Origin of the sequence: Burkholderia sp. MSh2 (genome assembly GCF_000731655.1) — a bacterium.
GTDB lineage: Bacteria > Pseudomonadota > Gammaproteobacteria > Burkholderiales > Burkholderiaceae > Burkholderia > Burkholderia paludis.
The window spans coordinates 82247-108207 of sequence record NZ_JPGM01000005.1 but is presented as its reverse complement, the minus strand read 5'-3'; the positions used below and the strand labels follow the sequence as shown (position 1 = coordinate 108207).

Genomic DNA, 25961 nt, shown 5'->3' with positions numbered 1-25961 from the left:
CACGCGCGCGGCCGATCGCGCCGATGCGGCGCGCGGCCGGCCGCGCGTTCACGCCGCCTTGCGCGCGTCCGCGATCCGCTGCGGCGCCTTCGGCCGCGCGTAAAGCCGTTCGAGATACGCGCGCAATTGCGGGAACGGTTCGATCAGGTCGCATTCGTCGGCCCAGTCGATCAGGTAGGCCGTCACGCAATCGGCCACCGTCAGCGCATCGCCGACGATGAATTCACGCCCTTCGAGATGCGTGTCGAGGATCGCGGCCATCGTCGCGAAATCCTCGCGCGCCAGGTCGATGTCGGCCGGCGAGCGCTTCTCCGGCGGATAGATGAACGCATGCCGCGTGATGCGCCACAGCGGCTGCTCGAGTTCCGTCACCGCGAACATGACCCACCGGTAGGCCTGCGCGCGCAGCGCCGGATCGGCCGGCAGCAGCGCCCGCTCCGGGTACTTGTCCGCGAGATACAGCACGATCGCGGCCGATTCGGGAATCACGAGATCGCCGTCGACCAGCACGGGCACCTTGCCGGCCGGGTTGAGGCGCAGGAATTCGGGCCGCCGGTGCTCGCCCCGCAGCAGGTTCACCGGGACGAACTCGAACTCGGCATCCAGTTCCTTCAGCCCCCACAGCGCGCGCTGCGTGCGGGTGCCGGCCCATCCATATAGCTTCATCGCCAGTCTCCATCCGAAGGGCGGGAAGACTCCGCGCCTGCCCGCCACCGCGCCTCGCCCGTGCGCGGCACGCGGCCTTGCGCGTCGCTCATGCAGCGGGGATCGCCAGCACCGGCATCACGTCGACCGCCACGCCCGGAAACAGCGTGAAATGCGGATGGCCTTCGAACAGCGCGGCGGCCGCCTCGTGCGAGGCCGCGCGCACGACGGTGAAGCCGCTCATCGCGTTGACCGTGTCCCGGATGCCGCCCGCATCGATGGTCCTGGTCTTGCCGAGCGGGCCGCCCATCTCGACGATCGCGTCGCGGTGCCGGTCGACCCACGCATGCCATGCCGCGATGCCGTCCCGCTCGCGCGCACGCCGCGCCTCGTCCGGCAGCGCCAGCCAGGCCTGCATCGCCGGGCTGTCCTTGGCCCCGAGAAACACGGCGAGATACAACTGCTGTTGAGCGCTCATGCTGCCTCCTCCGATGTCGGACGCGACGGGCTGCCGCGCCTCGCCCTTGACACAATAGGTTGATATCAACACAATTTCAACATGGCACGAAAAGAAAGGCTCCCCTTCGAAGCGACGCTGATGGTGCGCGATTGCTGCCTGTGTCTGCACATGCAGCGCGCGGCGCGCAATCTGGCGCGCATCTTCGACGATGCGCTGCGTCCGCTGGATCTCACCAACGGCCAGTTCTCGCTGCTGATGTCGCTGAACCGGCCGCAACCGGCGCCGATGAAATCGGTCGCGTCGCTGCTCGCGATGGATCGCACCACGCTCACCGCGGCGCTCAAGCCGCTCGAGCGGCGCGGCCTGGTCACGATCGCGCACGATCCGGACGACCGGCGCAGCCGCCTGCTCGAACTGACGCCGGCCGGCCGCGACCTGCTCGCCGACGCGTTTCCGCTGTGGCAGCAGACACACGCGGAGGTCGAACGGCCGTTCGCGCCGGGCGAAGTCGACCGGTTGCGCGGCCAGTTGCGCGCGCTGTCGACCGATCCGGCCGAGCGCGGTTGAACCCGGGCGCGCCCGGGCTGGCTTTCCGCTTTTTCCCTGCTGCGGCAGCGGCGCGAATGACGAAGGGTCCCGGGCCGCTGCACCGCTGCACCCGGCGGACCGTGCGGCCCGCCGGGCGCGTTCATTCCGCAAGCGCGGGCACCACGCCGACCCGCTTCGGCACGCCGGTCGCGATCGTCGCGACCGCGACGGCCAGCACGACGGCCGCGGCGACGAACACCCCGGCCGCGCCGTTCGCATCGAACACCACGCCGCCGGCCGCCGCCCCGGTCGCGATCGCAAGCTGGATCGCCGCGACGATCAGCCCGCCCGCGCTCTCGGCCTCGTCGGGCACGGTGCGCGTGACCCACGTCGACCAGGCAACCGGCACGCCGCCGAACGCCATTCCCCACAACGCAACGAGCACCGCGTCGAGCACCGGCGCGCGGCCGAGCGCCACGAGCGCGACGCCGAGCACGACCATCAGCGCCGGCATGCCGATCAGCATCGGCCGCAACCGGTGTTCGAGGACGCGCCCCGCGAGCGACGTGCCGACGAAGTTCGCGACGCCGTAGCCGAGCAGGATCGCCGACAGCCCGTTCACGCCCACGCCCGCGACCTGTTCGAGAAACGGCCGAAGGTACGTGAAGAACGCGAAATGCCCGGTGAACACGAGGATCGTCGCGAACATCCCGAGGCCGACGGTCGGGCGGCGCAGCACGTCGAGCAGCGTGCGCAGGCGCGTCGTGCCGCTCGGCGGCATCGACGGCAGCGTGACGACCTGCGAGACGAACGCGACGCCGCCGAGCACGGCCGCGATCAGGAACACGTTGCGCCAGCCGATCAAGTGGCCGAAGTAGCTGCCCATCGGCGCGGACGCGATCGTCGCGACCGCCACGCCGCTGAAGATGATCGACAGCGCGCGCGGCACCATCGCCGTCGGCACGAGCCGCATCGCGGTCGCCGTCGCCATCGTCCAGAAGCCGCCGAGCGCGATGCCGAGCACGACGCGGCCGACCAGCAGCAGCGTCAGGTTCGGCGCGAACGCGACCGCGAGATTCGACGCGACCAGCAGCACCGAGAACGCGAGCAGCACGCGCCGCCGGTCGATCGTGCGGGTCAGCGCCGAGATCAGCAGGCTCGTGACCAGCGCGACCGTCGCGGTGGCCGTGACGGCCTGCCCGGCCACGCCCTCGGTCACGCCCAGGCTGTCGGCCATCGGCGTCAGCAGGCTCGCGGGCAGGAATTCGGCCGTGACGAGCCCGAATACGCCGAGCGTCATTGCAAAGACCGCGCCCCAGGCCGGTTCGCGGGGGGCCGCCAGCGGGGCGGCCGAAGAGATTCCGGGATTCATGCGTCGTTCCGTATCGATAAGGGGAAATACTGATGACGGCCTATCGTAAGGATCGGCAGCAGGACGGTCTATGACATACAATCCGCTCTTGTTGATCGATCGTCCGAATCTCACGATGTCCGAGCCCCTGTCCCCTCCCGTACCCGACGCGCACGACCTCGTCAGCGAGCTGCTGCTGGGGATGCGCCTGAGCGGCGTCCAGTACCGCCGCATCCAGGTCGCGCGGCCGTTCGGGCTGAGTTTCGGCCACGCGCCGGGCCGCGCGCAGTTCCATTTCGTCGGGCGCGGGCCCGTGCTGCTGCGCGACGCGGCCGGCGAAACGATGCGGCTCGAGGCCGGCGACGCGGTTCTGCTGCCGCACGGCCGCATGCACGCGCTGGTGTCCGATCCGGACGCGCCGTGCCGCGAGATCAACGGCTTCGAGGCGGCGAAGCTCTGCGAGTCGGTGGCGTCGGTGGCGTCGGCCGGCGCGTCGCCGGGCGCCTGCGCGACGGCCGAGCCGGGCGCCGGCGATGCGCTGATCTTCAGCGCGTGCATGGAACTCGATCTCGGCGGCATGCAGCCGCTCGTCGGCACGATGCCCGAGTTCATGCACGTCGGCACGCTGCTCGCGCGCTACCCGGAAATCCGCCCGATGCTCGACGCGATGGAGCGCGAATCCTGCTCGGCGCGCGCGGGCTTCGCGGGCATCCTCGCGCGGCTCGCGGACGTGGTCGCGGCGTTCATCGTGCGCGGCTGGGTCGAATGCGGATGCGGCGACGCGAGCGGCTGGGTGCAGGCGCTGCGCGAGCCGAAGCTCGGCCGCGCGATCGTCGCGCTGCATCGCGACCCCGGCCGCAACTGGAGCGTCGCGGAGCTGGCCGCCGAAGCCGGTGTGTCGCGCTCGGTGTTCGCCGAGCGCTTTCTCGCCGCAACCGGGATGACGCCGGTGCGCTACCTGACCGAACTGCGGATGCGGCTCGCCGCGCAGTGGATCGCGCGCGACCGCGAAGCGATCGAGGCCGTCGCCTACCGGCTCGGCTACGGGTCGCTGGCCGCGTTCAGCCGCGCGTTCAAGCGCGTGGTCGGCAAGCCGCCGGGAGCGGTGCGGGCCGAGGGGGAAGCCGCCGTCGAGGCGTGAGCCGGCGCCCGGCGCCCACCCCGCTCAACGCGCGGTCGCCCGCACGACGATCTGCGCCTGCGTGTCGCGCTCGATCCGTTCGAGCGACGCGCGCAGCGCCGCGAACTCGTCCGGCGTGCACACCTGCCGGCCGAAATCCGCCGTCATCCGACGCGTGACCTGCACGACGCGCGCGGCCGCGTCGAACACGTAATGCGATGTGAAATCGACGAAGCGGTCGTGCACGGCCGCATCGGCCGGCAGGTCGGTCACGACCACGTCGGCCGGCAGCGCGATCTGGCCGGTCTCGTCGAACGTGCCGCCGATGCAGCCCCACGGCTGCGTGCGCACGGGTTCGGCGAGCCAGCTTTCGACCTGCGCCGCGATGCCGCCCGGCACGCTCGACAGCGCGGGCAACGCGGTCGTGCCGTCGGGCCACACGAAATGATCGAGCGTGCCCGCGAGCGTCACGTCGAACGGCCCGCCGGTCGCGCGCCGGTCGCCGGTCGACAGCTGCGCCCGGCCGCGCAGGCCGCTTTGTCGCAGGCGGTCGGTCGCGAGCTGCCCGATGACGTCGGGCGTCGCACGGCGAAACAGGTTGCGTTCGAGTTCGGCCGTCCAGCCGTCGTCCTCGACGTACGCATGAAAGCGCGTGGCGCCCGGCCCGGCGGCGTCGATCTCGACCCGCGCGACGCGGCCGCGCGGCTGCGTGGCCGGCGTGCGCGACAGCACGCCCGTATCGACGAGCAGCGCGGGGCGATCCATCACGATCGGCGGCAGATAGCCGAACGCGATGCCGGCCGTCGTCGTATCCGCGTAGAGCCCGAGATCGGGCAGCCACGTGATCGCGTGATTGATCGCGCCGCCGCCGTAGCCGGGCACCGCCGGCAGCGTGTAGACGGCGCCGAGGCCGATCAGCACCGGCTCGCTGCGGATGCCGACCGCCGCGAGCAGCGCGCCGAACAACGCGACGTGATCCTTGCAGTCGCCGTAGCGGTTGCGCAGGATGTCGGTCACGCGATGCGGCGCGGCGGCCGTCTCGCCGAGAAACAGCCCGACGTAGCGCACGTTCGCCTGCACCCAGTCGTACAGGATGCGCGCCCGGTCGCGCGGATCGGCAGCCTGCGCGGTGAGCGAACGCGCCAGCCGCACGACGGCCGGATCGCCCGCCGACGGATCGACGGCCGCGTTGCGGTAGCGCGCGGCGAACGCCGCATAGTCGGGCAGCGTCGACACGACGAGCCGGTCGCCGTAGGTCGGGTAGCCGACCGCGCCGCTCTCGATGCGGTCGTACGGGCCGTGCCGGTAGTCGAATTCGTAGCGCGTGCGGCCGTTCGCGGTCACCGGCGGCACGGCGACGTAGCCGCGCGCATCCGCGTACAGCGGCAGGTCGGCCGGCAGGTCGAAGATCAGCCGCTGGCTGTCGACCGGCCCGCGCGACGGCTCCACGGTATAGCCGAAATAGCCGGGGTTGACCGGCTTCGTGCGCGTCTTGCGGACCGCCACGCGCGTGCTCCATCCGGCCTCGACGCCGGGAAACACGACGGTGCGCAGCAGCCCGTCCTGGAACGTCGGCGCGCCGGCCGAGCGCGGCTCCTGCACGTCGCGGATGCCGTCCGCGCCGACCGGATGCGCGACGCCGTCGCGGTCGATCGCCTCGGCCGCGAGCAGGTCGACCCGTTCGAGATTCTTGTCGTACCACACGTAGCGCTGCGCGACCGCGTCGATGCCGTTCGCATTGTTCGCGCGCAGTATCGAATCGTCGTGTTCGTCGAGCGATCCGTCGCGCTGGAGCACGAATTCGTGGACGTCGCTGACGATCGTGACGGGCGCCGTGTCGGCCGCGTCGTGCACGTCGCCCGCCGGCTGGCTCGTATTCGGGCGGGTGTCCGGGCCCGCATCGGCGGCCGGCGGCGCGCCGAGCGCGGCGGCGCATGTCAGCATCCAGCCGGCCAGGCCGGCAGAAAAGCGCACCAAATCGCACCTCGTCGCGGTTCACGGAAGTCGCGGCCGCGCGGCGGGCAAGGTCATGCGCGCGGCCCTCGTGCCGGCCAGTGTCGGCGACGCATCCGCACGCGTCAAGCCGGCGCGCGCCGGCCTACAATGAATCGTCGGCGCGGCGTCGCGCGCGACCGGGAGGCACCATGCAAAACGCGATCGTGGAAGCCGTCGTGCTGCTGGCATTCGTCGCGCTCGCCGTGCTGTTCATCCTCAAGCGTCCGGGGCGCGACCGCGCAAGGGCCAGATTCCACCACTCGCCGCTGCGGCGGCCGAACCGCCCGCATCGGCGCGACCGGACCTGACGGCGGCGCCGGCCGGCAGTCGCCACGCCGGCAGCGCCGCGGTTCGCACGCGCCGGGCGACGTTCAACCGACGTTCATCGGCAGCAGCACCATCTGCTTGCCCTCGACATGCAGGCGCGCCTGCAGCTCGACCGGGGTCTGGTTGTGCAGCCACGCCGTGAGGAAGTTCACGCGCCGGAAGATCAGCTTGCTCGCGAAGCACACGGCGTTCGGATACGCATCGAGCGTCGTCGACGCGAGGTTCATGAATTCGACGACGGGATTCGTGCCGAACGCGATCCGGTAGTCGGCCGCGATGCCGTTGCGGCGGCAGTGTGCGACATAGTAGTCGAGCGATTCGGTGATCGCGCGCCGCAGCCGTTCGAGATGCTCGTGCCCGTCGTACGCCTTCGCATCGACTTCGCCGACCGCCAGGAAGATCACGTTGCGGAAGTGCCCGGGAAACAGCCGGTTGACCCACAGCAGCGCATGCATGCTCGCGCCGCGATGCTTGCCGACCAGCAGCACGGCCGTCGGCTGAGACGGGTCGGGCTTGCCCGGCGCCCTGGCCTCGTCGACTACCGGCGGCTTGCCCGAGAACAGTTCGTCCTCCTTGGCGAGCTGAGCGCGCGTATACGCGTAGTGGCGGTTGATCATGACGCACAGCGCGATCACCGCGCTCGTCACGAGCACCGTGAGCCAGCCGCCCGCGGTGAACTTCTCGATCAGCGTGATGACCAGCACGGTCGACGTCACGCTCAGCCCGAGCGCCGACAGGAAGAAGTGCTTGAACCAGCCCTGCTCGCTGCGATGGTGCCACCAGTACGTGCACAGCCCGAGCAGCGACATGCTGAACGTGAGGAACACGTTGATGCTGTACAGCACGACGAGCACGTCGACGTTGCCGTGCGTCCACAAGAGGATCAGCAGGCTCGACAGGCCGACGACGATGATGCCGTTCTGCCGCACGAGGCGGCCCGACAGGTCGCGGAAATGGCGCGGCACCCACGAATCCGACGCCATGTTCGACAGCACGGCCGGGCCGTCGAGGAAGCCCGTCTGCGCGCCGACCAGCAGCAGCCCGGCCTCGAACGCGAGCACGGCCGCGAGCAACGCATGGCGCGCGAAGGCCGAGCCGAGCCCGAGATGGTCGATCACGCTGCCGAACACGACCGCGTTGAGCGTCTCGCCGTCGACGGGCTTCGCATGCCACAGCATGTACAGCAGGATGATGCCGCCGGCCGTGAACGCGAGCGACGTCGACATGTACCACATCGTCACCTTGCCGTTCGGCACGCGCGGATCGGCGAGCATGTTCACGTTGTTCGACACGGCCTCGAGGCCCGTGTAGGTACCGCCGCCAAGCGAGAACGCACGCATCAGCAGCGCGAGCAGCACGAACAGGCCGAGCGACTGCGACATCCCGTGCGCCTCGTGCACGGCGTCGGGCACGACCATCGCGAGGTTGCTGCCGTGCACGGCGACGCCGTACACGATCAGCCCGAAGTGCAGGATCACGAAGCCGATGAAGATCGGCAGCAGCACCATGATCGATTCGCGCATCCCGCGGAAGTTGAGCCCCGTCATCATCAGGATCAGCACGATCTCGGTGGTGAGCTTGAAGGCTTGCGCGCTGACCGGCAGCAGGCTGAAGAACGCGTCGACGCCGCTCGCGAGCGACGTCGCGACGGTCAGCACGTAGTCGACCAGCAGCGCCGCGCCCGACACGAGCCCGGGCTTCGACCCGAGCAGCGACGTCGCGACGCGGTAGCCGCCGCCGCCCGTCGGGAACAGCTCGATCACCTGGTTGTAGCCGAGCGCGATGATGAACACGGTCGCCGCCGTCGCCAGCGCGAGAAACAGCGCGAGCGCGTGGTGCTGGCCGAGCGCGAGGAACGCCTCCTCCGGGCCGTAGCACGACGACGACAGCCCGTCGGCGCCCAGCCCGACCCAGGCCAGCAGCGGCGTCACGGCGATCGCATGCCGCGTGCGCGGATCGAGCGGGTCCAGCGGTTTGCCGACCAGCAACTGCCACACTTTCTGGAATGCAGCCACGATTCCTCCGGAACGCACGACGCATCGGCGACACTGCTCTAAAAATAAATGAGTTCCGGGACGACTTCCAGTCGGCGTATTCCATAGGAGTGCATCGCACGCGGCCCGTCCGCTTTCAACCTGCCGACAGCTTGCCGACACGCTGCAGACGATCGGGCTACAAACGTGCAAGACGGATGCCCGCGACGCTGCCGCGTCACGCATGCGTTGCGTGCAATGGCGCAGGTTCGCGCCTTTGTCGGCATCCGCAGAAGCTCTGCAAGAACATTTTCGATTGAGCTACTACGCACAACACGCCTTAGCAGGTCGTTGAATTACTGTCGGGCCGGACGTATTTTCCCTTTGGCCGTTTGCGGTGATCGCCGCTAATCGTTCGGGTTGGGCTCATTCGACCGATTTCCATGCAAATGGATCAAGGTCGTGGGCTTCCCGGTGCCCACGCGGGTATCTCAGGCGCTTTGCGGGCGCAACCGCGGCCAGCGATCGCAGTCGCGTCAGGTTGTAGGCTGCCATCGTCAGGGTCAGCAGTGGGTCCACTTTCTCGAGACCACGAACCATGACCTGTCGCAACGGACCTATCGTCTTGCCCCAGCCGAAGCACGGCTCGATACATTTGCGTTTGCGCGGGCTCAGCAGGTGCCGAGTCGTGCGTTTGTCGATTTGTCCTCGCTCAGCCACATTCATCGGCCTTCTGCTCAACCCGTCGCACAAAGTTGTCGGCCATCAATCCGATTCCGGCAACCGCAGGTACCACGTCACCGCGCCCTGCTTCGTCGTTTCGGGGCCAGGCATCAACTCGCCCTGATTCACCCTCACCGCAGCACCTTTCACAAGCGGACTGAACCACTCTCCCGACTGCGGGCACGGCTGCCCCGGATATGCTCGCAACGTTCTTCCGCTCGGTGGCTGCGGCTTGGGTGCGTACGATTCAATATCAACTACGTTCTCGACATCTGGAGTAGGCTGAATCAGGACCCCACCATTCACGCTCGGCGGCCAGATTCCTGGCGCATCGAATCGTCGCAACCATTGATCTGTCGACACGTTGTCGAACCGAACTTCACCCACGATAGATCCCATATGCAAGCAGCGCAGTTCGGGAACCCGCACTGGCTTCAGTACGCGGTTCGCGGCCACATACGCGGCCGGCTGGGGATCATGCTCAATCCATCCCAACGATGGCCAATCGCCAGCCTTTACGATCACCCCATTCACGTACTCCAAGAGTGACAGCCCATTCGGTGCCTCGTCCTGTACCGCACGCGCAAGCGCGTCGCGACCACCCAGTTTTTCAAGCCAGCTCGAGTTAAGGATCGTGTACCAGTTCACACTCTTGATACCGTCGCGCAGTTCCGGATGGCCATTCGGATCAGCAACATCGAACCCCAGGAATTGTTCGGCCAACTCCAGTTCCAGATTCTCGTAGCGCGAATACTCATTGCACTGCTGAAATCCTAATCCGGCATAGCCATGCGACACCGGAAGTCGCGAGGAGAGATCTTTTACCAGCGCGTCGAAACCCTGCCGTCCTTCACCGCGTAATATTTCGACGGGAAGGTACACACGGAGATACGAAACTGTTTTCCACTCTTCTTCCTTCAGGCTCATTTGAGAAAACGCGTCGATACCGTAGTCGCCCACAAAATCATAGCCCGGACCCGACGACCACGTGAAATATGCCGGATGCGTAACCGGTCGTGTACGCACCCACTCCGCAGATTCCGCAAATCGTTCACGCGTGTACGCCACCTCCCGATTTGGATGTTCCCAATAGCCCCAGTGGAACTGAGTTCCAAATACCTCATTTATTCGATACATCGCACTCGCCAACGCGTCCCGATTTCCTTTCAGGTACGACTTCAGCATGTGCAGCACGATCACCAATCCACCCTGCAATACCGTCTTGTCCGGCTCGTCCTCGTCGCTGTAAGTGAAGTGCCATTTCGCTTCGTCCCATTGCTCAAAGAAATCCATGCGTTCCCCGCTCAATCTGATTGATACAGCACTCGCAATGACAGCCCCCGATTCAGCACCTCGAACATCTTCATGGTTCGCTGGGTCGCCCCGTCTTGATTAGTGCCTGATGGAGAGTCTGACGTTTTTGCCGCTGCTTCGAAAATCGCTGCGTTCGCTGCCGCACCCGTGACAGCCACTCGCCCAACCGGGAAACGCGCCAAAGTCTCTGCACCTCGCCCAACCAATTGAACGCTTTCCCCCAATACTGCTCCAGCCTCTGCAAGTGTGCCGATCCCGACCGCGGCCGTCCCGGCAGCCGCAGCAGCCAATGGAGCACCTAGGACCAGCGTCAGTTGCTGTCGCACTCGTTGACGCGCTTGCTCCTCTCTCTGCGCTTTAGCAGGATCCCACGCCCGCAACTCCGCCATCTCGCGCTGACCATCGACTGGCCGAGCCACTTCGAACAATCGACGTACCGAGCGATGCTCAGCCTCAAGATCCTCCAGCAGCAATGCAGCCTGCGGAAGTTGATTGGACAGTTCCTTGAGGCGTTCCGGTGAAGTCACTCGCCCGGCGACTGTTCGATAAACCGGTTCCGAGTTTCGCGCCTTTTCCAACCATTCTCGACGTCTGCGGCGGGACGCCTTACACGCCTTCGTTTGCAATTCGCGAAACTTGATTCGATCGTGGTTGACGATCTTTCTGTAATCCTCAACTTGATCGGGTGTCAACCGGTCACCTTCGAACTTGATTTCGACCAGGAATTCAATGTTATCGGCAGCGAAACGATCTACTCCGGTACGCCCTCGGAAATCGCGCACACGAATCACGTCCGGGATTCTCAGCAGACCAGGTATTTTGGGCCGGCCAGACACCCAGTCCCATCCTGGACCAGCCGTTTGTACCAGCTTGTATGCCTCGCGTACCTCATCGGGCGACAAGTTGTTTTCAAGGTACTCAGTTGTTACCAGTGGCTCCTCCAACCCTATCTGTACCCACGGTAACGCTCCTGAGTCGATACCCGCTTGAAATGCGACGCGGCGGCGCACGATCTCATAACGTGACAGTGGCATCGTTGACGGTCGAGATGGCTCGCGTCGACTCATGATTGCTTCGGGTGGCCGCCCGCTATCGGGGAGCATATTGAATCCCACCTCTCCCCAGTACGGCCACTGCCAGCCACTCAACTTGCAGTCGTAGTGCACCCAGCGTGTTACCTGTCGCTGCTTTAGGGCCCGGCCTTCCGAATCGATCATCGGAAATTTTTCAGCAAAGCCTGCTTTCTGGCATAGATACCAAAGATCCATCGGGTTCTCGACAGGCAACACTGTTCCGGCATTTTCCGGTTGGGTTGTCCGGCTGCTCTTGCCTGCTTTCGGGACACGTGGCGCACTCTTTCCTGGTTTTTGGGTCATTACCGGGAATCCCCCTTCCTCGGCTTTGCGAAATCCAGTGCGTATTCCGACTCTTCATCCCAGTACCGAGCATTCACAATTTGTGCATCGCCCTCGGGATCAGCCTCGCAATGTAGCGCCACAACCGCTTCGGAGTAAGTGCTCACGGTCCGTCCCTGCATATCGCTGCGCCCCTCTACTACGCTACCGTCTGGCCGGGTCAGTCGATAAGGCACGTCAGGCATCGCCTTTCCTGCTTCGTCGTGGAGCACATAATGCTGTTCGTAGTCCGCGCCGGGCATTCCCGGAAATTGTCTTGCCGCTGCTTCCGGGCCTTCGGTCCGGTGACTACCCGCGTGAATCGTATGCTCGCCCGCCGTGCGTACAACGTAACCGCCTGCACTGATGCGCATTTCCGTACTACCGGCATGCAGCACGATTTCCTTGGCCGCGTGAAGATGGATACTATCTGCAGTGCTTATTATCTTGACCACCTGCTTCGCCTTCACGTCGATACCGTCGGCCTGCGCCTCGATACGCACCCGCCCCGAAGCCGCGATCAGTTTCATGCCCGCCTTATGCACGAACAGCGAGACCCCGTTCACCACGCTCGCAAACAACGAATGCCCGACCGCGAGACCGACATGCCTGCCGCTGGTGAACGCGATGTCTTCGTCGCTCGCCACGTGCACACTACGCTCGGCGGTGAGACTGGTTCCGGCTGCGCTCGCCAGCACGATGTCCGGTACCGTAAGTTCCGGGAATTCATTCTCGCGAGTCGACACACCACCTCGAATTGCGTCATTGCGCGCCTTGATCGCCTTCGCGACATCGCTCTGCTCCATGTCGTACTGCTGCGCGCCATGTTTCTGCGCAAGGCCCGCCAAACTTTCTTGAAGTTCGCGCGCCCGTGCCAACCGGCCGACCGCTTCCTTGGCATCCTTCGCATGGCCCGCCCCGCCCGTCTGCCCATCCGTCGAGATGAATAGTCCCATTAGCGCGCGCACGACACCCCAGTTGTCGGTGCGCAGATCGAAGCCCTTGCCGCGCGCGTCCGCCCGCCCTTTCTTCCGCACGATGCGCCGGATATTTCCGAGCGAGAGTGTCGAGTTGCCCGCGTCGCTGGAAATCTGCGTCTGAATCTCCCCTTGCGTATCGTCGATCGCGACATGGCCCGACGCCGTGCCCTGGAACTCGCGGCCGCGCAGCACCGCCACCGCCTGGGTCGCCGGCAGGTCCAGCGTCGGCTGGCGGAGCGCGTTCACCGGGCTGCCCATGATCACCGGCAGGTCCGGGTCGCCGGAATAATGCATCACGGCTACTTCATGACCAATACGTGGCAGAAACGTCGCCCCCATGTCCATGCCCTGCCATGGCGACACCACCCGCAGCCAGATCCCCGCATGCTCGTCGAGCTTGCCCTGCCGGTCCCAGCCAAACTGGACCTTCACGCGGCCATAAACGTCGGTCCAGATTTCCGCGTCGGCCGGCCCCACCACAATCGCCTTCTCCGGGCCGCTCATCACCGGCTTGCGCACACTGCGTTCGAGCCGGAACGGCTCATTCGCCGGCAGCAACTCGAACTGTGCTTCGCAACGATACGTCGAGCTGGCGCCCGTGCGGTCGCCCACCTCCTCGATGTCGAGAGTCGCCGACAACACCACGTATTCACGGTTTGCCGCCTGCTGCGGGTAGCCTGTCAGCGCAAAGGTGCGGCCCACCGTCAGGCCGCGCAAATTGCCCTTGCCGTGGGCACGCAATCCGGCGCAACGTCGTGCCTCCAGTTGCACGCGCGCCAGATGCCGCGATTCCTGCCCGGTGTCGTTCGGCTGACCTGCCGCGCCTTGCGCGCCCGCCAGCGGCTGGCTGTAGTCGCCCCAGTCGTAGACCGCGCCGTCCGCGCTTGCCGTCTGGCGGGGATTCTCCTCAGTGACCGTCAGGTTCGCGCGCGGGCGCGTGTAGTCGTAGTCCACCACGGTCACGCTGCCCGAAGTCAGCCGGCTCGTGACCGACAGCGCGTGGATGTGTTCCTCGTCGATGCGCTTGCCGTCCGGCGACAGATAGCGCACCGTCTCGTACGCTGCTCCGTGCGGGTGGTGGCCGCCTATCGTGTCGCACAACACCAGGCGCTGATGGCCCCTGTCGTGCTCGATCCACCACCAGATGCCCCATTCCTCCCACAGCCGCTGCAGGAATGCCCAGTCGGTCTCGAACGCCTGACGCTGCAGGTCGCGCTTCGGATAGATGCCGCGAAACGCGCCAGCCAGCCGCTTGTCGACCGGGTACGGATACTTAGCAAGCACGGCGTCGGTGATCTCCACCACGCTCATGTCCTGGAAGATCCGGCTGTCCTGCGCGAGCGTCGCGCGGTAGAGCCACGGACGCAGTTCGAGTTCGTACAGGATCGAGTGCCGGTCCTCGCCGGTCACGCGCGCCGCAGTGACGAGTCCCGTGATCTCGCGTGCGCCCGCACCGATGTTGCCAAGACCGACATCACCGGCGAGGCCGGGAATGAATTGCCCGTTGCCTTCCAACTGGATCGACACTGTCACCTCGGTACCCACGAGCTTGTCCAGGTCAAGGTTGGCAGTCACGCTCGGAGAAAACGCGAACGCGTCGTCGGTGCGCAGCGTGACGAGATAGCGGCAGGCCTCGAGGCGGCCAATCGCCTCGCTGCCCTGCAGCCGCACCGGAGCAAACACTGGCAGACCATCCGTCGAATAGGTCGGAAGTGCAGCGCCGGAAATGGACAGCGTGCGTGCTTGCGTGAACGTCACCATGATCCCGCTTCTCCCTCGATCAAGAACCAATCACGGTGGCCCCGCAACCCGTCTTGCCGTCGATATAGCCGACGAGTCGACCGCGATGGCTACGCGGTCCGGTTGCCAGAAGCGGAAACGATCCACCGCATTCAGGGCAAAACACCAGATGACCATACAGCGCTACACCGATCCCCATGTGGGTCGGCTCGTCGGTCGCTTCGATCACACGACCGCCGTGGTCGGCAACATCACCCAAACGCACCATGTTTCGGCCTTGCGCATTCTTCATATCCAGCTCCGTTTCGTGAATAGGGAATTCGATTACACGTGTGGATTCGACACGACACGGGACTGCGTGGGTAAAGACATGAATTCCTCGTCTCGGCAAGCACAGTGCCTCAAGCTGACTTATCATCTGGCACCCAATGTATTAGCACGGTTTTTTCGATCCGGATTGATTCAATAAGATATACGAAAAAACTACACCACAAGACTTGATTAGGTCTATCAGACGAGTCTGATTTTTCGATCCTTGATACTCAACGATCGCCAATTAAAATTAGATGATTAAAATATTTATCGATAATCAACAAATTGGTTCATCAGACTCATCACCTTCTGCACCACCTGCGTTTCATCACTTCGCCTCGGCTTTATCCTGAGGTCTGTTCACCCTAACGAAGGGCTTCGACGATCAAGGCGACGTCGATAAAGGCAATGAACATCCAATCGAGTTTGTCGAAGCGCGAAAAGATGCGACGAAAGCCCTTCAATCGACGGAGCAACCGCTCGACTTCGTCGCGATGCTTGTACCTTTCCCGGTCGTACTACCAAGGGTCGACGCGCGTACCCAACGGAGGAACGACCGGGACGAAACCGAGATCGAGCGCGAGTTGTCGGGTTTCGTTGCCTTCGTACGCCTTCATCAACAGGTGCAGCGACCGATTCGGTAGCCCAAGGCGTTCGAGTAATGCACGTCCGTGCGGCACATCACCGGCTTGGCCGGGCGACAGTCTGAACGCTATGGCTGTTCGAGCGTCCGCGGCAATCATATGAATCTGGGTTGTCCATCCTCCGCGAGACTTGCCGATGGCTTGGGGTCTATTTTTTAACCCATCGGGGCCGTCAGGATGAACCTTCACGATCACGCTATCCAGCGATACCACTTCAATCCGAACGAGAATGATCTGCGCACGCTGCAATTCGGTCAACACTCGGTCCTGTAGGCCGTTGCGCAACCAGCGGTTCGCCACGTATAGATCGTGTGCCAGCGGCCGAAACGGGCGGCAAGCCGCGCCATTTACATCCGTGTTCGGCAACAGGGCGGATCGCGTTGAGCACTTGCAGGTTCGACAGGCTCACATTGCCTCGCTGCCGCAGCAGGCAATGTTCGATCCATTTGAATCGGGCTTCGGAGATTTCCATCTCCGAAGCGTAACCTCAAACAGGCCCTAACCCGCCTCGCCCAACGCGCGGGCGAGCACGCGGGACACGCCGACGAAAGCCGGATGCGGAGCGGTGATCACGAAGGTCGGAATCCTCGCGACGTATTCGGCAAAGCGGCCCTTTGCCTCGAAGCGGGCACGAAACGGCGACGTATCGAACCATGCGCCGAGGCGCGGCACGACACCTCCGCCGATATGGATGCCGCCGGTCGCGCCGAGGGTCAGCGCCAGATTGCCCGCGAACGTGCCGAGCATGCCGCAGAAGCATTCCAGCGTCGCCGCGCAGCGTGCATCGCCCGCGAGCGCCCGGGCGACGATGGCGGCCGTATCCGGCGCCTCGGCCTCCGGTGCGTCGCGGCCGTCGCGCGCGGCGAGCGCCGCGTGAATCACCGCAATGCCGGGCCCCGACACCAGCCGCTCGAACGACACGTGCGGCCAGCGCATTCGCGCATGGCGCAGCACATCGGCCTCGCGTGCGTCGGCGGGCGCGAACGACACGTGTCCGCCCTCGCCGGACACCGGCACCCACGCGTCGCCCGCGCGCACCAGCGCCGAGACGCCCAGCCCCGTGCCGGCGCCCAGCACGCCGATCGTCCCGGTGGGCGTCGCACGCCCGCCGCCGACCTGCCGCCGTTGTCCGGCGGACAGGTGCGGCACGGCCATCGCCAGCGCCGTGAAGTCGTTGCAGACCTGCAGCGTGTCGAGGCCGAGCACGCGGCGCGTCGCGTCGATCGAGAAGCGCCAGTCATGATTCGTCATCGCGACGCTGTCGCCGTCCACGGGATTGGCGATCGCGATCGCCGCGTGCCGCACCCGCGCGCCGCCCATGTCGCGCAGGAAAGCGCGCACCGCGTCGTCCACGCGGGCATGGTCGCGGCATCGATAGACGCGCACGTCGCCGATCCCGCCGGACGCGGTCTCCAGCGCGAAGCGCGCATGCGTGCCGCCGATGTCCGCCAGGAGGCGCGGCTCGCCGTCGCGCATGCCGCCACGCGCGGCCGGCGGCGCGTTCAGGGTCGCTTCACTCATCGTGTCTCCCGATCCGTCCTCGTGTGTCGATCGCGCGCGTCATGGCACCTCCACGCCACGCGCCGCATCCAGCAGCGCGAACCAGTGCTCCCGCTCGAGCGTGACGCGCGTGGCCGCGACCGCTTCGCGCAGCGCCGCGATCCGGCCCGAGCCGACGATCGGCAGCGGCCGGCACGGCAGCGCGAGCAGCCACGCGAACAGCACCGTCGTCGCGGACACGCCGAGCGCGTCGCCGATCCGCACCGCCGTCGCGCGGACGCGCGTCGCGGCGGGCGCCGCCTCCGTCAGCAGCCGGCCGCCCGCGAGCGGCGACCACAGCATCGGCGGGCAGCGCCACTGCTGCGCCTGGTCGAACGTGCCGTCGTCGAGCGGCGCGAGGTGCAGCAGCGAGCATTCGACCTGGTTCGTCGCGAGCGACATCCCCTGCGCCGCCATGCGCTCCTGCAGCAACGCGGCCTGCGCCGGCGTGAAATTCGACACGCCGAACGCCCGCACCTTTCCGTCGCGGCGCAGCGACGCCAGGGTCGCGGCGACTTCGTCGGCATCCATCAGCGGATCCGGGCGATGCAGCAGCAGCAGGTCGATCCGGTCGGTGTGCAACGCGCGCAGCGACGCGTCGACCGACGCGACAACGTGCGCGGCCCGCGTGTCGTAGTGCTTGATGCCGTGCGCGGGCCGGCGCGCGGACACGAGCCGGATCCCGCACTTCGTGACGATCTGCATCCGTTCGCGCAGATGGGGCGCCTCGGCCAGCACGTCGCCGAACAGGCCCTCGGCCGCGTAGTCGCCGTAGATGTCGGCATGGTCGAAACTCGTCACGCCGAGTTCCAGCGCCGCTTCGATCAGCGCCCGGCGTTCGCGGACCGACAGCGCCCAGTCCGCGATCCGCCACATCCCGAACACGATGCGCGAGAACGGCGCGCCTTCGGCCCCGAGCGATATCGTCGTACAGCGTTCCGTCATCGCGTCACCACCACCATTCGACTTGCGCGCCGACCGTCGAGCCCGAGCGCGAGGTGCCGAAAATGCCCGTCGTCGACAACGGATCGCCGGGCGTCGCCGCATCCTGCGCCGCCTGGTTCCAGTGCGCATACGTATAGAACACGCGGAATTCGGGCCGCGACCAGAACGAGCGGTCCATCGCCAGCGTCAGCGCGACGCTCGCCTTCAGCAGCGTGCGGGTCGGGCCGCCGGACGGCGTCACGCGGTCGTGCCCGAGATCGCCCTGCAGCTTGATGTGCTGCGTGAACGCATACACCGGCCGCACGCCCATCGACACCCACGTCTGCGAGCCGCCCGACGGCGCGATGTCGCGCTCGTAGATGCCGACCACCTGGCCGCTGAAATCCCGCGTCGCCTGCCAGTCGAATGCGTCGAGCACGCGCAGGCTCTTGTAGCGGTTGTCGTTCGTCAGCGTCCCCGTATAGCTGAGGCCGGTGCCCGGGCCGACGCCGTACTGGAGCGCGAGCTTGTTCTTGCCGCCGAGCAGGTTGGTCTGCACGTGCTGGACCGTGAACGACCAGCCGCCGTGCGCGTCCTGCAGCACGCCGCTCGAATTCAGCACCGGCGCGCGCGCCGGAATGTACGACAGCCCGAACTGCAGTTCGCCGCCGGGGTTCGGATGCACGCCGGACAGTTGCAGGTCGTGGCGCGTCGCGTAGTTCGGCTGGTCGATGTAATCCTCGCGGAACAGCGCATAGCTGAGTTTCAGGCCGCCGCCGATCGGCACGTTCTCGATCCCCGCGCCGAGGCCGCTCGGGTTCCAGTAATAGAAGTCGTTCATGTGAACGTCGTTGCGCCGGTAGTAGATGCGCCCGAACCAGATCCGCATGTCGTCGAGCCCCGGGAAATTCGTGAGCTGCACGTACGACTGCGGCAGGCGGATCTTTCCATGATCGCCGTCGAAGGTCGGTGTGCGGTCGAGATCGTTGACGAGGCTCGCCATGCCCACCGCCGACAGTTGCATGCCGTTCGAGAAGCGGTACAGCGTCTGGTCGATCTCCAGCTCGCTGTAGACCTGGCACTCGTTGCCGAGCCGGTATTTGCTCGGCGCGCCCGGCAACTGGAAGCAGGCCTGCGAATGGCCGTCGCTCGTGCCCACGCCGGCCCGCAGATAGCCATGGAACTGCGTCCACGGCGTCAGCTGGTTCCACGCCGACGACGGCGTCGGCGTCACCACGTTGGCGGGGCTCGTGTCCGCCGGCACCACGCCGGTGGCCTGCGCGAGGCCGCCCGGCGCGCTGTCCGCGGCGACGGTCGTGGCCGGGTCGGGCGCCGCATGCAGCGCGGCCGACGCGACGGCCAGCGAGAGCGCGGCGCCGAGCCGCGTGAGCCTGAACGGCATGCGTGCGGGGCCGCGCACGGCGCAGCCTGCTTCGTCGATCATGAACGTGTCTCCAAACGTTGTCGGTGCGCCGCGTGCGATGCGCGGCGTCTTCGAATCGGTAGGTGTGCTGCGTCGTCCGTCACGAAACCGACGGGCCGGCGCGGTGGACGAGTCGCGCGCCAGCCCCGTGCGGCGTCAGCCCGCGACGTCGAGATCGAGCACCGGCGGCGCGGCGGCCGCCGCCGGCGCATCGATGCGGATCGGCTCGCCCGCTGCCGCGCTCGCATAGATCGCGTCGAGGATCTCCATCACGATCAGCCCCTCCTCGCCCGGCGCCGGATGCGCGACATCGCACAGAATCGCTTCCGCGTAGTCGTACATCGCCGAGTGCGCGCCTTCCGCGGGCGGATTCAGGCGCATGTCGAACTGCGCGCCGTTCTGCTCGATGAACACGTGCGCGTCGAACGTGTAGCCCTCGTTCAGGTTCTTCTGCAGCAGCCCCGCGCGCGTGCCGAGGAGGCGGGTTTCCATCAGTTCGGCTTCCTGGATGTTGGTCGCCCACGACGCCTCGAGCGCGAGCGTCGCGCCGTTGTCGAAGCGGATCAGCGCGGCCGCGAGATCCTCGACGTCGAACGTCTTGCCCGCACGCGCGGCCAGCTCGCGGGCGATCGGATCGTAGGTGCTGCCCATCACCCACACGGGCTTCGGATAGCCCATCAGCCACAGCGCGAGATCGAGGCGGTGCACGCCGAGATCGATCAGCGGCCCGCCGCCCGCCAGCGCCTTCGTGCCGAACCAGCCGCCGAAGCCGGGCATCCCGCGCCGGCGATGCCAGACCGTGCGGCCGAAATAGAAATCGCCGAACAGCCCGCTCTCGACCTGCGCCTTCAGTGCGCGCGACTGCGCGCTGAAGCGGTACGAGAAATTGATCATCAGCCGCCGGTCGGCGCGCCGCGCGGCGGCCAGCATCTCGCGCCCCTCGTCGGCGTTCATCGCCATCGGCTTCTCGCACAGCACGTGGCAGCCGGCCTCGAACGCGGCGAGCGTCAGTTCGCGATGGAACTTGTTCGGCGTGCACACGCTGACGACGTCGAGCTTCTGCGCCACGAACATGTCGGCGGCCGACGCGTAGCGCGCATCGATGCCGAACGCATCGCCGACCTTCGCGAGACGCTTCGCGTCGGGGTCGGCGAGCGCGACCACGTCGACGTCCGGATGCTCGCGCCAGCCTTCGACATGCTTGCGGCCGATCCCGAGCCCGATCACGCCGACGCGCAGGCGCCGGCCGCGTGCGATGGCCGCCGCTTCCGGCAGCTCGACCTTGTAGTCGTCGTTCATGCGAGGTCTCCCCGGGTTTGCCGGATGCCCACGTGCGCGAACTGGCCGTCCTTCTCGCTGAGCACTTCCAGCGGCGCCGATTCCGGGCACCGGTCGACGAGGTTCACGCGCGGCGCGGCCCATTGCACCGCGTTCGCGATCACGCGCTGCACGTTGCGGTCGTGATAGGTCGGGTACGCTTCGTGGCCGGGACGGAAATAGAAAATCCGGCCGTGGCCGCGCTCCCAGCAGCAGCCCGAGCGGAACACCTCGCCGCCCTCGAACCACGAAATGAACACGGTGCTGTCGGGTTGCGGGATGTCGAAGCGCTCGCCGTACATCTCCTCGTTCGGCAGCTCGAAATACTCGCCGAGCCCGGCCGCGATCGGATGGGACGGCTCGACGACCCACAGCCGCTCCCTCTCGGCCGCTTCGCGCCACTTCAGCGAGCAGTTCGTGCCGAGCAGGCGGCGGAAGATCTTCGAGAAGTGCCCGGAGTGCAGCACGATCAGGCCCATCCCCTCCAGCACGCGGCGCTGCACGCGCTCGACGATCTCGTCGGAGACTTTCGCGTGCGCCTTGTGCCCCCACCAGATCAGCACGTCGCACGCGGCGAGCCGCGCTTCGTCGAGGCCGTGCTCGGGCTGGTCGAGCGTCGCGGTGCCGATCTCGAGCGGCAACGCGCCATGGGCGAGCGGCGGCGTCTCGGCGAGCGCGGCGGCGATCACCTGGTGCAGGCCGTCGGGGTAGATCGCGCGCACGCCGGCGTTTTCCCGTTCGTGCTCGAACTCGTTCCACACGATCACTGAAAGTTTTTTATTTTGCATGACTATCCTTTATCGATGATTTGGCGCCCATTCGACAGCGGCCATGCGCCGTGGCCGCCTGAAACCAGAAACCGGACCGGCCGGGCGACGCGCGCCGTTCAGACGGCGACGAGCGCCGGCGCGGCGGGTTCGCGCGGCCTGCGTACCGCCGCGCGCCCGTCCGGATGAAACAGATGCAGTGCGCCTGCCGGCAGATCGAACCGCAGGCGCTCGCCGATCCCCACGCCGCCGGCCTCCGTCTTCGCGACGATCGGCTGCGCGCACAGCGGCGTGTCGAGATACAGATACGTGTGTTCGCCCATCTGCTCGGCGTGCGCGACCTGGCCCGTCACCGCGCCGGCGCCGACCCGCACGTGCTCGGGGCGGATGCCGAGCGTCACGCCCGCGCCCGTCTCGAGGCCGTCCCCGGACACGTCGGCGCTGAGCGGGCAGTCGCCCGCGAGCGTGCGAACCGTGTCGGCGCCGGGCGCGGCGACGACGGCCGGCAGGAAGTTCATCGCCGGCGAACCGATGAAGCCGGCGACGAACTGGCTCGCCGGGCGGTGATACAGGTCGAGCGGCGTGCCGATCTGCGCGATGCTCGCCAGCCCGCTGCGCCCTTCGAGCGGCCGCAGCAGCACGATCTTGTCGGCAAGCGTCATCGCCTCGACCTGGTCGTGCGTCACGTAGATCATGCTGGTGCTGTCGAGGCTGCGGTGCAGCTTCGCGATCTCGACGCGCGTCTTCACGCGCAGCGCCGCGTCGAGGTTCGACAGCGGCTCGTCGAACAGGAACACTTTCGGCTTGCGGACGATCGCGCGGCCGATCGCGACGCGCTGCCGCTGGCCGCCGGACAGCGCGCCGGGCTTGCGTTCGAGCAGCTCGCCGAGCCGCAGCGACTCGGACGCGACCCGCCCCCGCCGGTCGATCTCGTCCTTCGGCAGGCGCAGATGCCGCAGGCCGAACGCCATGTTTTCGTAGACGGACATGTGCGGATAGAGCGCATAGCTCTGGAACACCATCGCGATGTCGCGCTGCGCGGGCGCCAGCGCGTTGACGCAGCGGCCGTCGATCCACACGTCGCCCTCGCACGGCTCCTCGAGGCCGGCGACGATCCGCAGCAACGTCGACTTGCCGCAGCCCGACGGGCCGATGAATACGCAGAACTCGCCCGGCTCGACCGTGAGATTCACGTCGCTGAGAATGGGCGTCGCGCCGAACCGCTTGTGGAGACCGCTCAACTTGATCTGACTCATGTTTTCCCTCTTGATCCTGTGCGGGCCGATGCGCGTCAACCCTTGACCGCGCCGGCGGTGAGGCCGGAGACGATTTGCCGCTGGAACACCAGCACCAGCAGCACGAGCGGCACGGTGACGATGACCGACGCGGCCATGATGGTTCCCCACGGCAGCTCGTAGCTGCTCGCGCCCGAGATCATCGTGATCGCGACCGGCACCGTGCGCTGGCTCGACGAGATCATGAAGGTCAGTGCGAACAGGAACTCGTTCCAGGCCGACACGAACGCGAGCAGCGACGTCGCGGCCAGCGCCGGCCGCAGCAGCGGCAGGAAGATCCGGAAGATCAGCGTGAACACGCCGACGCCGTCGACGAGCGCCGCCTCCTCCAGTTCGCGCGGCAGTTCGCGCATGAACGTGACGAGAATCCAGATCGTGAACGGCAGCGTGAAGATCAGGTCGGACAGCACGAGCGCGCCGAGGTGGTCGTACAGGCCGAGCGCGCGAACCAGTTCGAACAGGCCCGACAGGATCGCGACCTGTGGAAACATCGACACGCCGAGAATGCACATCATCAGCACCCCGCGCCCGTGGAACGACACGCGGCCGAGCGCATACGCGGCGAGCACCGACACGGCGAGCGACAGCGCGACCGCGCCGCCCGCGACGAGCGCCGAGTTCAGCAGGTACGCGCCGAACGGCTGGTCGCGGAACAGCTGGCGATAGTTGTCGAATGACGGGCTCGCCGGGAACAGCGACGTATCGAACAGCGCGTCGCCGTGCTTGACCGACGTGCCGATCATGTAGACGAACGGGAACAGCGAGATGACCAGCACGAGTGCCGACAGCAGCCAGTACACCGCGACGTCGAGCGGATGCTTCTTCATGTCACGCCTCCTGCAGCCGGCGGCGGCTCACCGCCATGTAGCCGATGGTGAACAGCACGATCGTCGCGAACAGCAGCATCGCCGACGCCGATCCGTACCCGACCTGCTGGAAATCGATCAGTTGCTCGCGCACATAGACCGACATGCTTTTCGTGATCCGGCTGTTCGACGTCATCACGTAGATCAGGTCGAACACGCGCAACGCGTCGAGCGACCGGAAGATCATCGCGACCAGCACGCCGGGCAGGATCAGCGGCAGCGTCACCGAACGGAACACGCGCCAGCGCGGCACGCCGTCGACCCGTGCGGCCTCGTAGCAATCGCGCGGCACCGTCTGCAGCGCGGCGAGCATCAGCAGCGCCATGAACGGCGTGGTCTTCCACACGTCGACGAGCACGATGGTCGGAAATACGAGGTGCGCGTCGGCGGTGAACGCGAGCGGCTCGCGGATCGCGCCGATCGACATCAGCATCGCGTTGACGATCCCGAACTGGTCGTTGAGCATCCAGCTCCAGATCTTTGCCGACACCACGGTCGGGATCGCCCACGGCACGAGCACGGCCGCGCGCAGCAGCGTCCGCAGCCGCGACGGCACGTCGAGCAGCAGCGCGACGCCAAGGCCCGAGGCCGTCTCGAGCACCACCGACACGACGGCGAACAGCACGGTATTGCCGACCGCCTGCCACCAGGCCGCGTCGCGCAGCACGCCCGCCGCGCCGAGATAGTTGTCGAGGCCGACGAAGCGGTGCTGCGACAGGTCGGACAGCTGCGCGTCGGTCAGGCTGAACCACGCGGTGCGCAGCAGCGGCCAGCCGGCGATCGCGGCCAGCACGAGCAGCGCGGGCGCCACCAGCAGCCATGCCTGGCGCCGCCGCGCGCGGGCCATCCCGGCCCGGGTCCGCGCAGGCTTCCCCTCAAAGGCAGGACTACTACCCAATTCGATGCTTCCGGTTCTCATCCGGTGTCTCCTGTCAGGCCGGCGCCGTGGGCGGGCCGGCTCGATCGGTCAATCGCGCGCCGCGGCGCTCAGTGCCAGACGCCGCCCGGCGCGAGCCGGTTCAGCGTGGCGGCGAGCCGCGCCAGCGCACCCGACGCGGTGTCGCTGCCGGCGAGCACGTCGTGGGCGGCGTTCCAGAACTGGTTGCTGACCTGGTTGTACTTCGCGCCGGTCACGGTCGACGGCCGTGCGACCGCCGTGTTGAACGTGGGCAGCAGGTCAGCCATGAACGGGCTGGCCTGCAGGATGTCCTTGTCGCGGTAGAGCGCCGGCATCGTCGGGTTGTACGAACCCTGGATCGCGCGCATCTTCTGCACTTCCGCACTCGCCAGGTACATCACGAGATCGGCGGCCAGTTTCGGGTTCGGCGAGTAGCGCGACACCGCGAGCTGCCATCCGCCCAGCGCGGTGGCCGGACGGCCGTCCGCGCCGCCCTTCGGCAGCGGCGCGATGCCGACCTTGCCCTTGATCGGGCTGCCCGTGCGATTCGCGATCGCCCACGCGTACGGCCAGTTGCGCATGAACACGGCATTGCCGGCCTGGAACACGCCGCGGGCCTCCTCCTCGCCGTAGTTCAGCACGGCCTTCGGGCTGATCGTGCCGACCCATTTCGCCGACTGTTCGAGCGCCTTGATCGCGCCCGGGTTGTCGATCGTCACGCGGCCCTTGTCGTCGACCACCGTGCCGCCGTTGTAGCTGCTGACCCACTCGAGCGCATCGCAGGTGAGCCCTTCGTACGCGCGCCCCTGCCACACGTAGCCCCAGACCTTCTCGTTGCCGGCGGCGCGCTCGCCCGACTGGATCCTGCGCGCGGTGGCGTCGAGTTCCTCCCACGTGGCGGGCACCTTCGCGCGGTACTTGTCGAGCAGGTCCTTGCGGTAGTAGAGCAGCCCCGTATCGATGAACCACGGCATCGCGACCAGCTTGCCGTTCACCGTATCGTTCGCGACGATACTCGGGAACGACTGGCTCTCCAGCCCCTTGCTGTACGGCTTCAGGTCGATCAGGTGGTTCGCGAGAATGCCCGGCCAGACGGTATCGATCTGCATCACGTCGATCTTGTCCGAGCCGCCGCCGAGCAACTGCTGATAGAGCGCCAGCGTTTCGCTCGAGTTGTTCGGCATGCTGATGAACTCGACCTCGTTGCCGGTCTTTTCGGCCCAACGCTTCGCCGAGACCTGGCAAATGTCCTGGTCGACGCCGGCCGCGCCGCACGCGATCCGCAGCGTCGCCGCGCCGGCCGTGGCGGCCGTGACGGCCGTCATCGCGAGCGCCATCGTCAGCAAACCTGCCTTGAGCTTCGTCATTCGATGTCTCCAGTTTTTTTCGAATCGTTCGCATCGTGCGGCGCGCCGTCGAGGGCGCG

Annotated in this window: 20 protein-coding genes and 3 pseudogenes; 3 read left to right on the top strand and 20 right to left on the bottom strand. The window is 66.8% G+C overall.

Annotated elements, in window-relative coordinates:
• Positions 1-48: 48 nt before the first annotated feature.
• Together GQ57_RS04045 and GQ57_RS04040 are read right to left on the bottom strand one after the other, a co-directional pair.
• Complete coding sequence (locus GQ57_RS04045) at positions 49-666, bottom strand: glutathione S-transferase family protein (protein WP_034197137.1); 618 nt, start codon at positions 664-666, stop codon at positions 49-51.
• A gap of 88 nt (positions 667-754) precedes the next feature.
• Positions 755-1123: a hypothetical protein gene (locus GQ57_RS04040; protein WP_031398271.1), complete on the bottom strand. Its 369-nt coding sequence runs from the start codon at positions 1121-1123 to the stop codon at positions 755-757.
• 81 nt (positions 1124-1204) lie between these two features.
• Between GQ57_RS04040 and GQ57_RS04035 the strand changes: the two genes are divergently transcribed.
• Entirely contained in the window at positions 1205-1672 is a 468-nt protein-coding gene (locus GQ57_RS04035) for a MarR family winged helix-turn-helix transcriptional regulator (RefSeq protein ID WP_031398272.1), read from the top strand.
• A gap of 121 nt (positions 1673-1793) precedes the next feature.
• On the opposite strand, the gene GQ57_RS04030 is transcribed toward GQ57_RS04035, so the two are convergent.
• Positions 1794-3005 (bottom strand): MFS transporter, encoded by a 1212-nt coding sequence (locus GQ57_RS04030; protein ID WP_031398273.1) that lies wholly within the window; start codon positions 3003-3005, stop codon positions 1794-1796.
• 70 nt (positions 3006-3075) lie between these two features.
• On the opposite strand from GQ57_RS04030, the gene GQ57_RS04025 reads away from it, so the two are divergent.
• Entirely contained in the window at positions 3076-4125 is a 1050-nt protein-coding gene (locus GQ57_RS04025; RefSeq protein ID WP_031398274.1) for an AraC family transcriptional regulator, read from the top strand.
• A 24-nt stretch (positions 4126-4149) separates the two neighbouring features.
• Here the strand turns inward: GQ57_RS04025 and GQ57_RS04020 are convergent, their stop codons facing one another.
• Positions 4150-6048, bottom strand: a complete 1899-nt coding sequence (locus GQ57_RS04020; protein WP_081894873.1) for a DUF3857 domain-containing protein — start codon at positions 6046-6048, stop codon at positions 4150-4152.
• Positions 6049-6248: 200 nt separating this feature from the next.
• Here GQ57_RS04020 and GQ57_RS42980 point away from each other — a divergent pair, with 200 nt between their 5' ends.
• Positions 6249-6407: a hypothetical protein gene (locus GQ57_RS42980; RefSeq protein WP_160257500.1), complete on the top strand. Its 159-nt coding sequence runs from the start codon at positions 6249-6251 to the stop codon at positions 6405-6407.
• A 63-nt stretch (positions 6408-6470) separates the two neighbouring features.
• On the opposite strand, the gene GQ57_RS04015 is transcribed toward GQ57_RS42980, so the two are convergent.
• The 16 genes and pseudogenes from GQ57_RS04015 to GQ57_RS03950 all read right to left on the bottom strand — a co-directional run bounded on the left by GQ57_RS04015 (position 6471) and on the right by GQ57_RS03950 (position 25902).
• Complete coding sequence (locus tag GQ57_RS04015) at positions 6471-8441, bottom strand: APC family permease (protein WP_034197136.1); 1971 nt, start codon at positions 8439-8441, stop codon at positions 6471-6473.
• 462 nt (positions 8442-8903) lie between these two features.
• Positions 8904-9101 (bottom strand): annotated as a pseudogene (locus GQ57_RS38855) (transposase); the annotation flags it as partial.
• Positions 9102-9164: 63 nt separating this feature from the next.
• The gene (locus tag GQ57_RS38850) at positions 9165-10415 is read right to left on the bottom strand and encodes a type VI immunity family protein (RefSeq protein WP_081896576.1); all 1251 of its coding nucleotides are present in this window, start codon (positions 10413-10415) and stop codon (positions 9165-9167) included.
• An 11-nt stretch (positions 10416-10426) separates the two neighbouring features.
• A complete protein-coding gene (locus GQ57_RS41310) occupies positions 10427-11812 on the bottom strand; it encodes a VRR-NUC domain-containing protein (protein ID WP_152603185.1) in 1386 nt (461 codons plus the stop codon).
• Positions 11812-14571, bottom strand: a complete 2760-nt coding sequence (locus tag GQ57_RS04000; protein WP_081896575.1) for a type VI secretion system Vgr family protein — start codon at positions 14569-14571, stop codon at positions 11812-11814. The genes GQ57_RS41310 and GQ57_RS04000 overlap by 1 nt, the downstream gene beginning before the upstream one ends.
• A 19-nt stretch (positions 14572-14590) precedes the next feature.
• Positions 14591-14842 carry a PAAR domain-containing protein gene (locus GQ57_RS38845; RefSeq protein WP_081896574.1) on the bottom strand — a complete coding sequence of 84 codons (252 nt, stop codon included), beginning with the start codon at positions 14840-14842 and terminating at the stop codon, positions 14591-14593.
• 385 nt (positions 14843-15227) lie between these two features.
• Positions 15228-15978: pseudogene (locus tag GQ57_RS41305) on the bottom strand (IS5 family transposase).
• 41 nt (positions 15979-16019) lie between these two features.
• A pseudogene (locus GQ57_RS03990) lies at positions 16020-17027 on the bottom strand (glucokinase); the annotation flags it as partial.
• A gap of 39 nt (positions 17028-17066) precedes the next feature.
• Positions 17067-17990, bottom strand: coding sequence for an aldo/keto reductase (locus GQ57_RS03985; RefSeq protein WP_034197132.1), 924 nt, complete (start codon positions 17988-17990; stop codon positions 17067-17069).
• Between the two features lie 4 nt (positions 17991-17994).
• On the bottom strand, positions 17995-19413 hold the full coding sequence (locus GQ57_RS03980; protein ID WP_081894874.1) for a maltoporin: 1419 nt from the start codon (positions 19411-19413) through the stop codon (positions 17995-17997).
• Between the two features lie 135 nt (positions 19414-19548).
• A complete protein-coding gene (locus tag GQ57_RS03975; protein WP_034197131.1) occupies positions 19549-20691 on the bottom strand; it encodes a Gfo/Idh/MocA family protein in 1143 nt (380 codons plus the stop codon).
• Positions 20688-21497 carry a ThuA domain-containing protein gene (locus GQ57_RS03970; protein WP_031398281.1) on the bottom strand — a complete coding sequence of 270 codons (810 nt, stop codon included), beginning with the start codon at positions 21495-21497 and terminating at the stop codon, positions 20688-20690. The genes GQ57_RS03975 and GQ57_RS03970 overlap by 4 nt, the downstream gene beginning before the upstream one ends.
• Before the next feature lie 98 nt (positions 21498-21595).
• The gene (locus GQ57_RS03965) at positions 21596-22732 is read right to left on the bottom strand and encodes an ABC transporter ATP-binding protein (RefSeq protein ID WP_034197209.1); all 1137 of its coding nucleotides are present in this window, start codon (positions 22730-22732) and stop codon (positions 21596-21598) included.
• A gap of 35 nt (positions 22733-22767) precedes the next feature.
• Positions 22768-23598, bottom strand: a complete 831-nt coding sequence (locus tag GQ57_RS03960) for a carbohydrate ABC transporter permease (protein WP_034197130.1) — start codon at positions 23596-23598, stop codon at positions 22768-22770.
• Between the two features lies 1 nt (position 23599).
• Positions 23600-24556 (bottom strand): carbohydrate ABC transporter permease, encoded by a 957-nt coding sequence (locus GQ57_RS03955; protein WP_034197129.1) that lies wholly within the window; start codon positions 24554-24556, stop codon positions 23600-23602.
• A gap of 68 nt (positions 24557-24624) precedes the next feature.
• Positions 24625-25902, bottom strand: coding sequence for an ABC transporter substrate-binding protein (locus GQ57_RS03950; RefSeq protein WP_174923238.1), 1278 nt, complete (start codon positions 25900-25902; stop codon positions 24625-24627).
• Positions 25903-25961 lie beyond the last annotated feature (59 nt).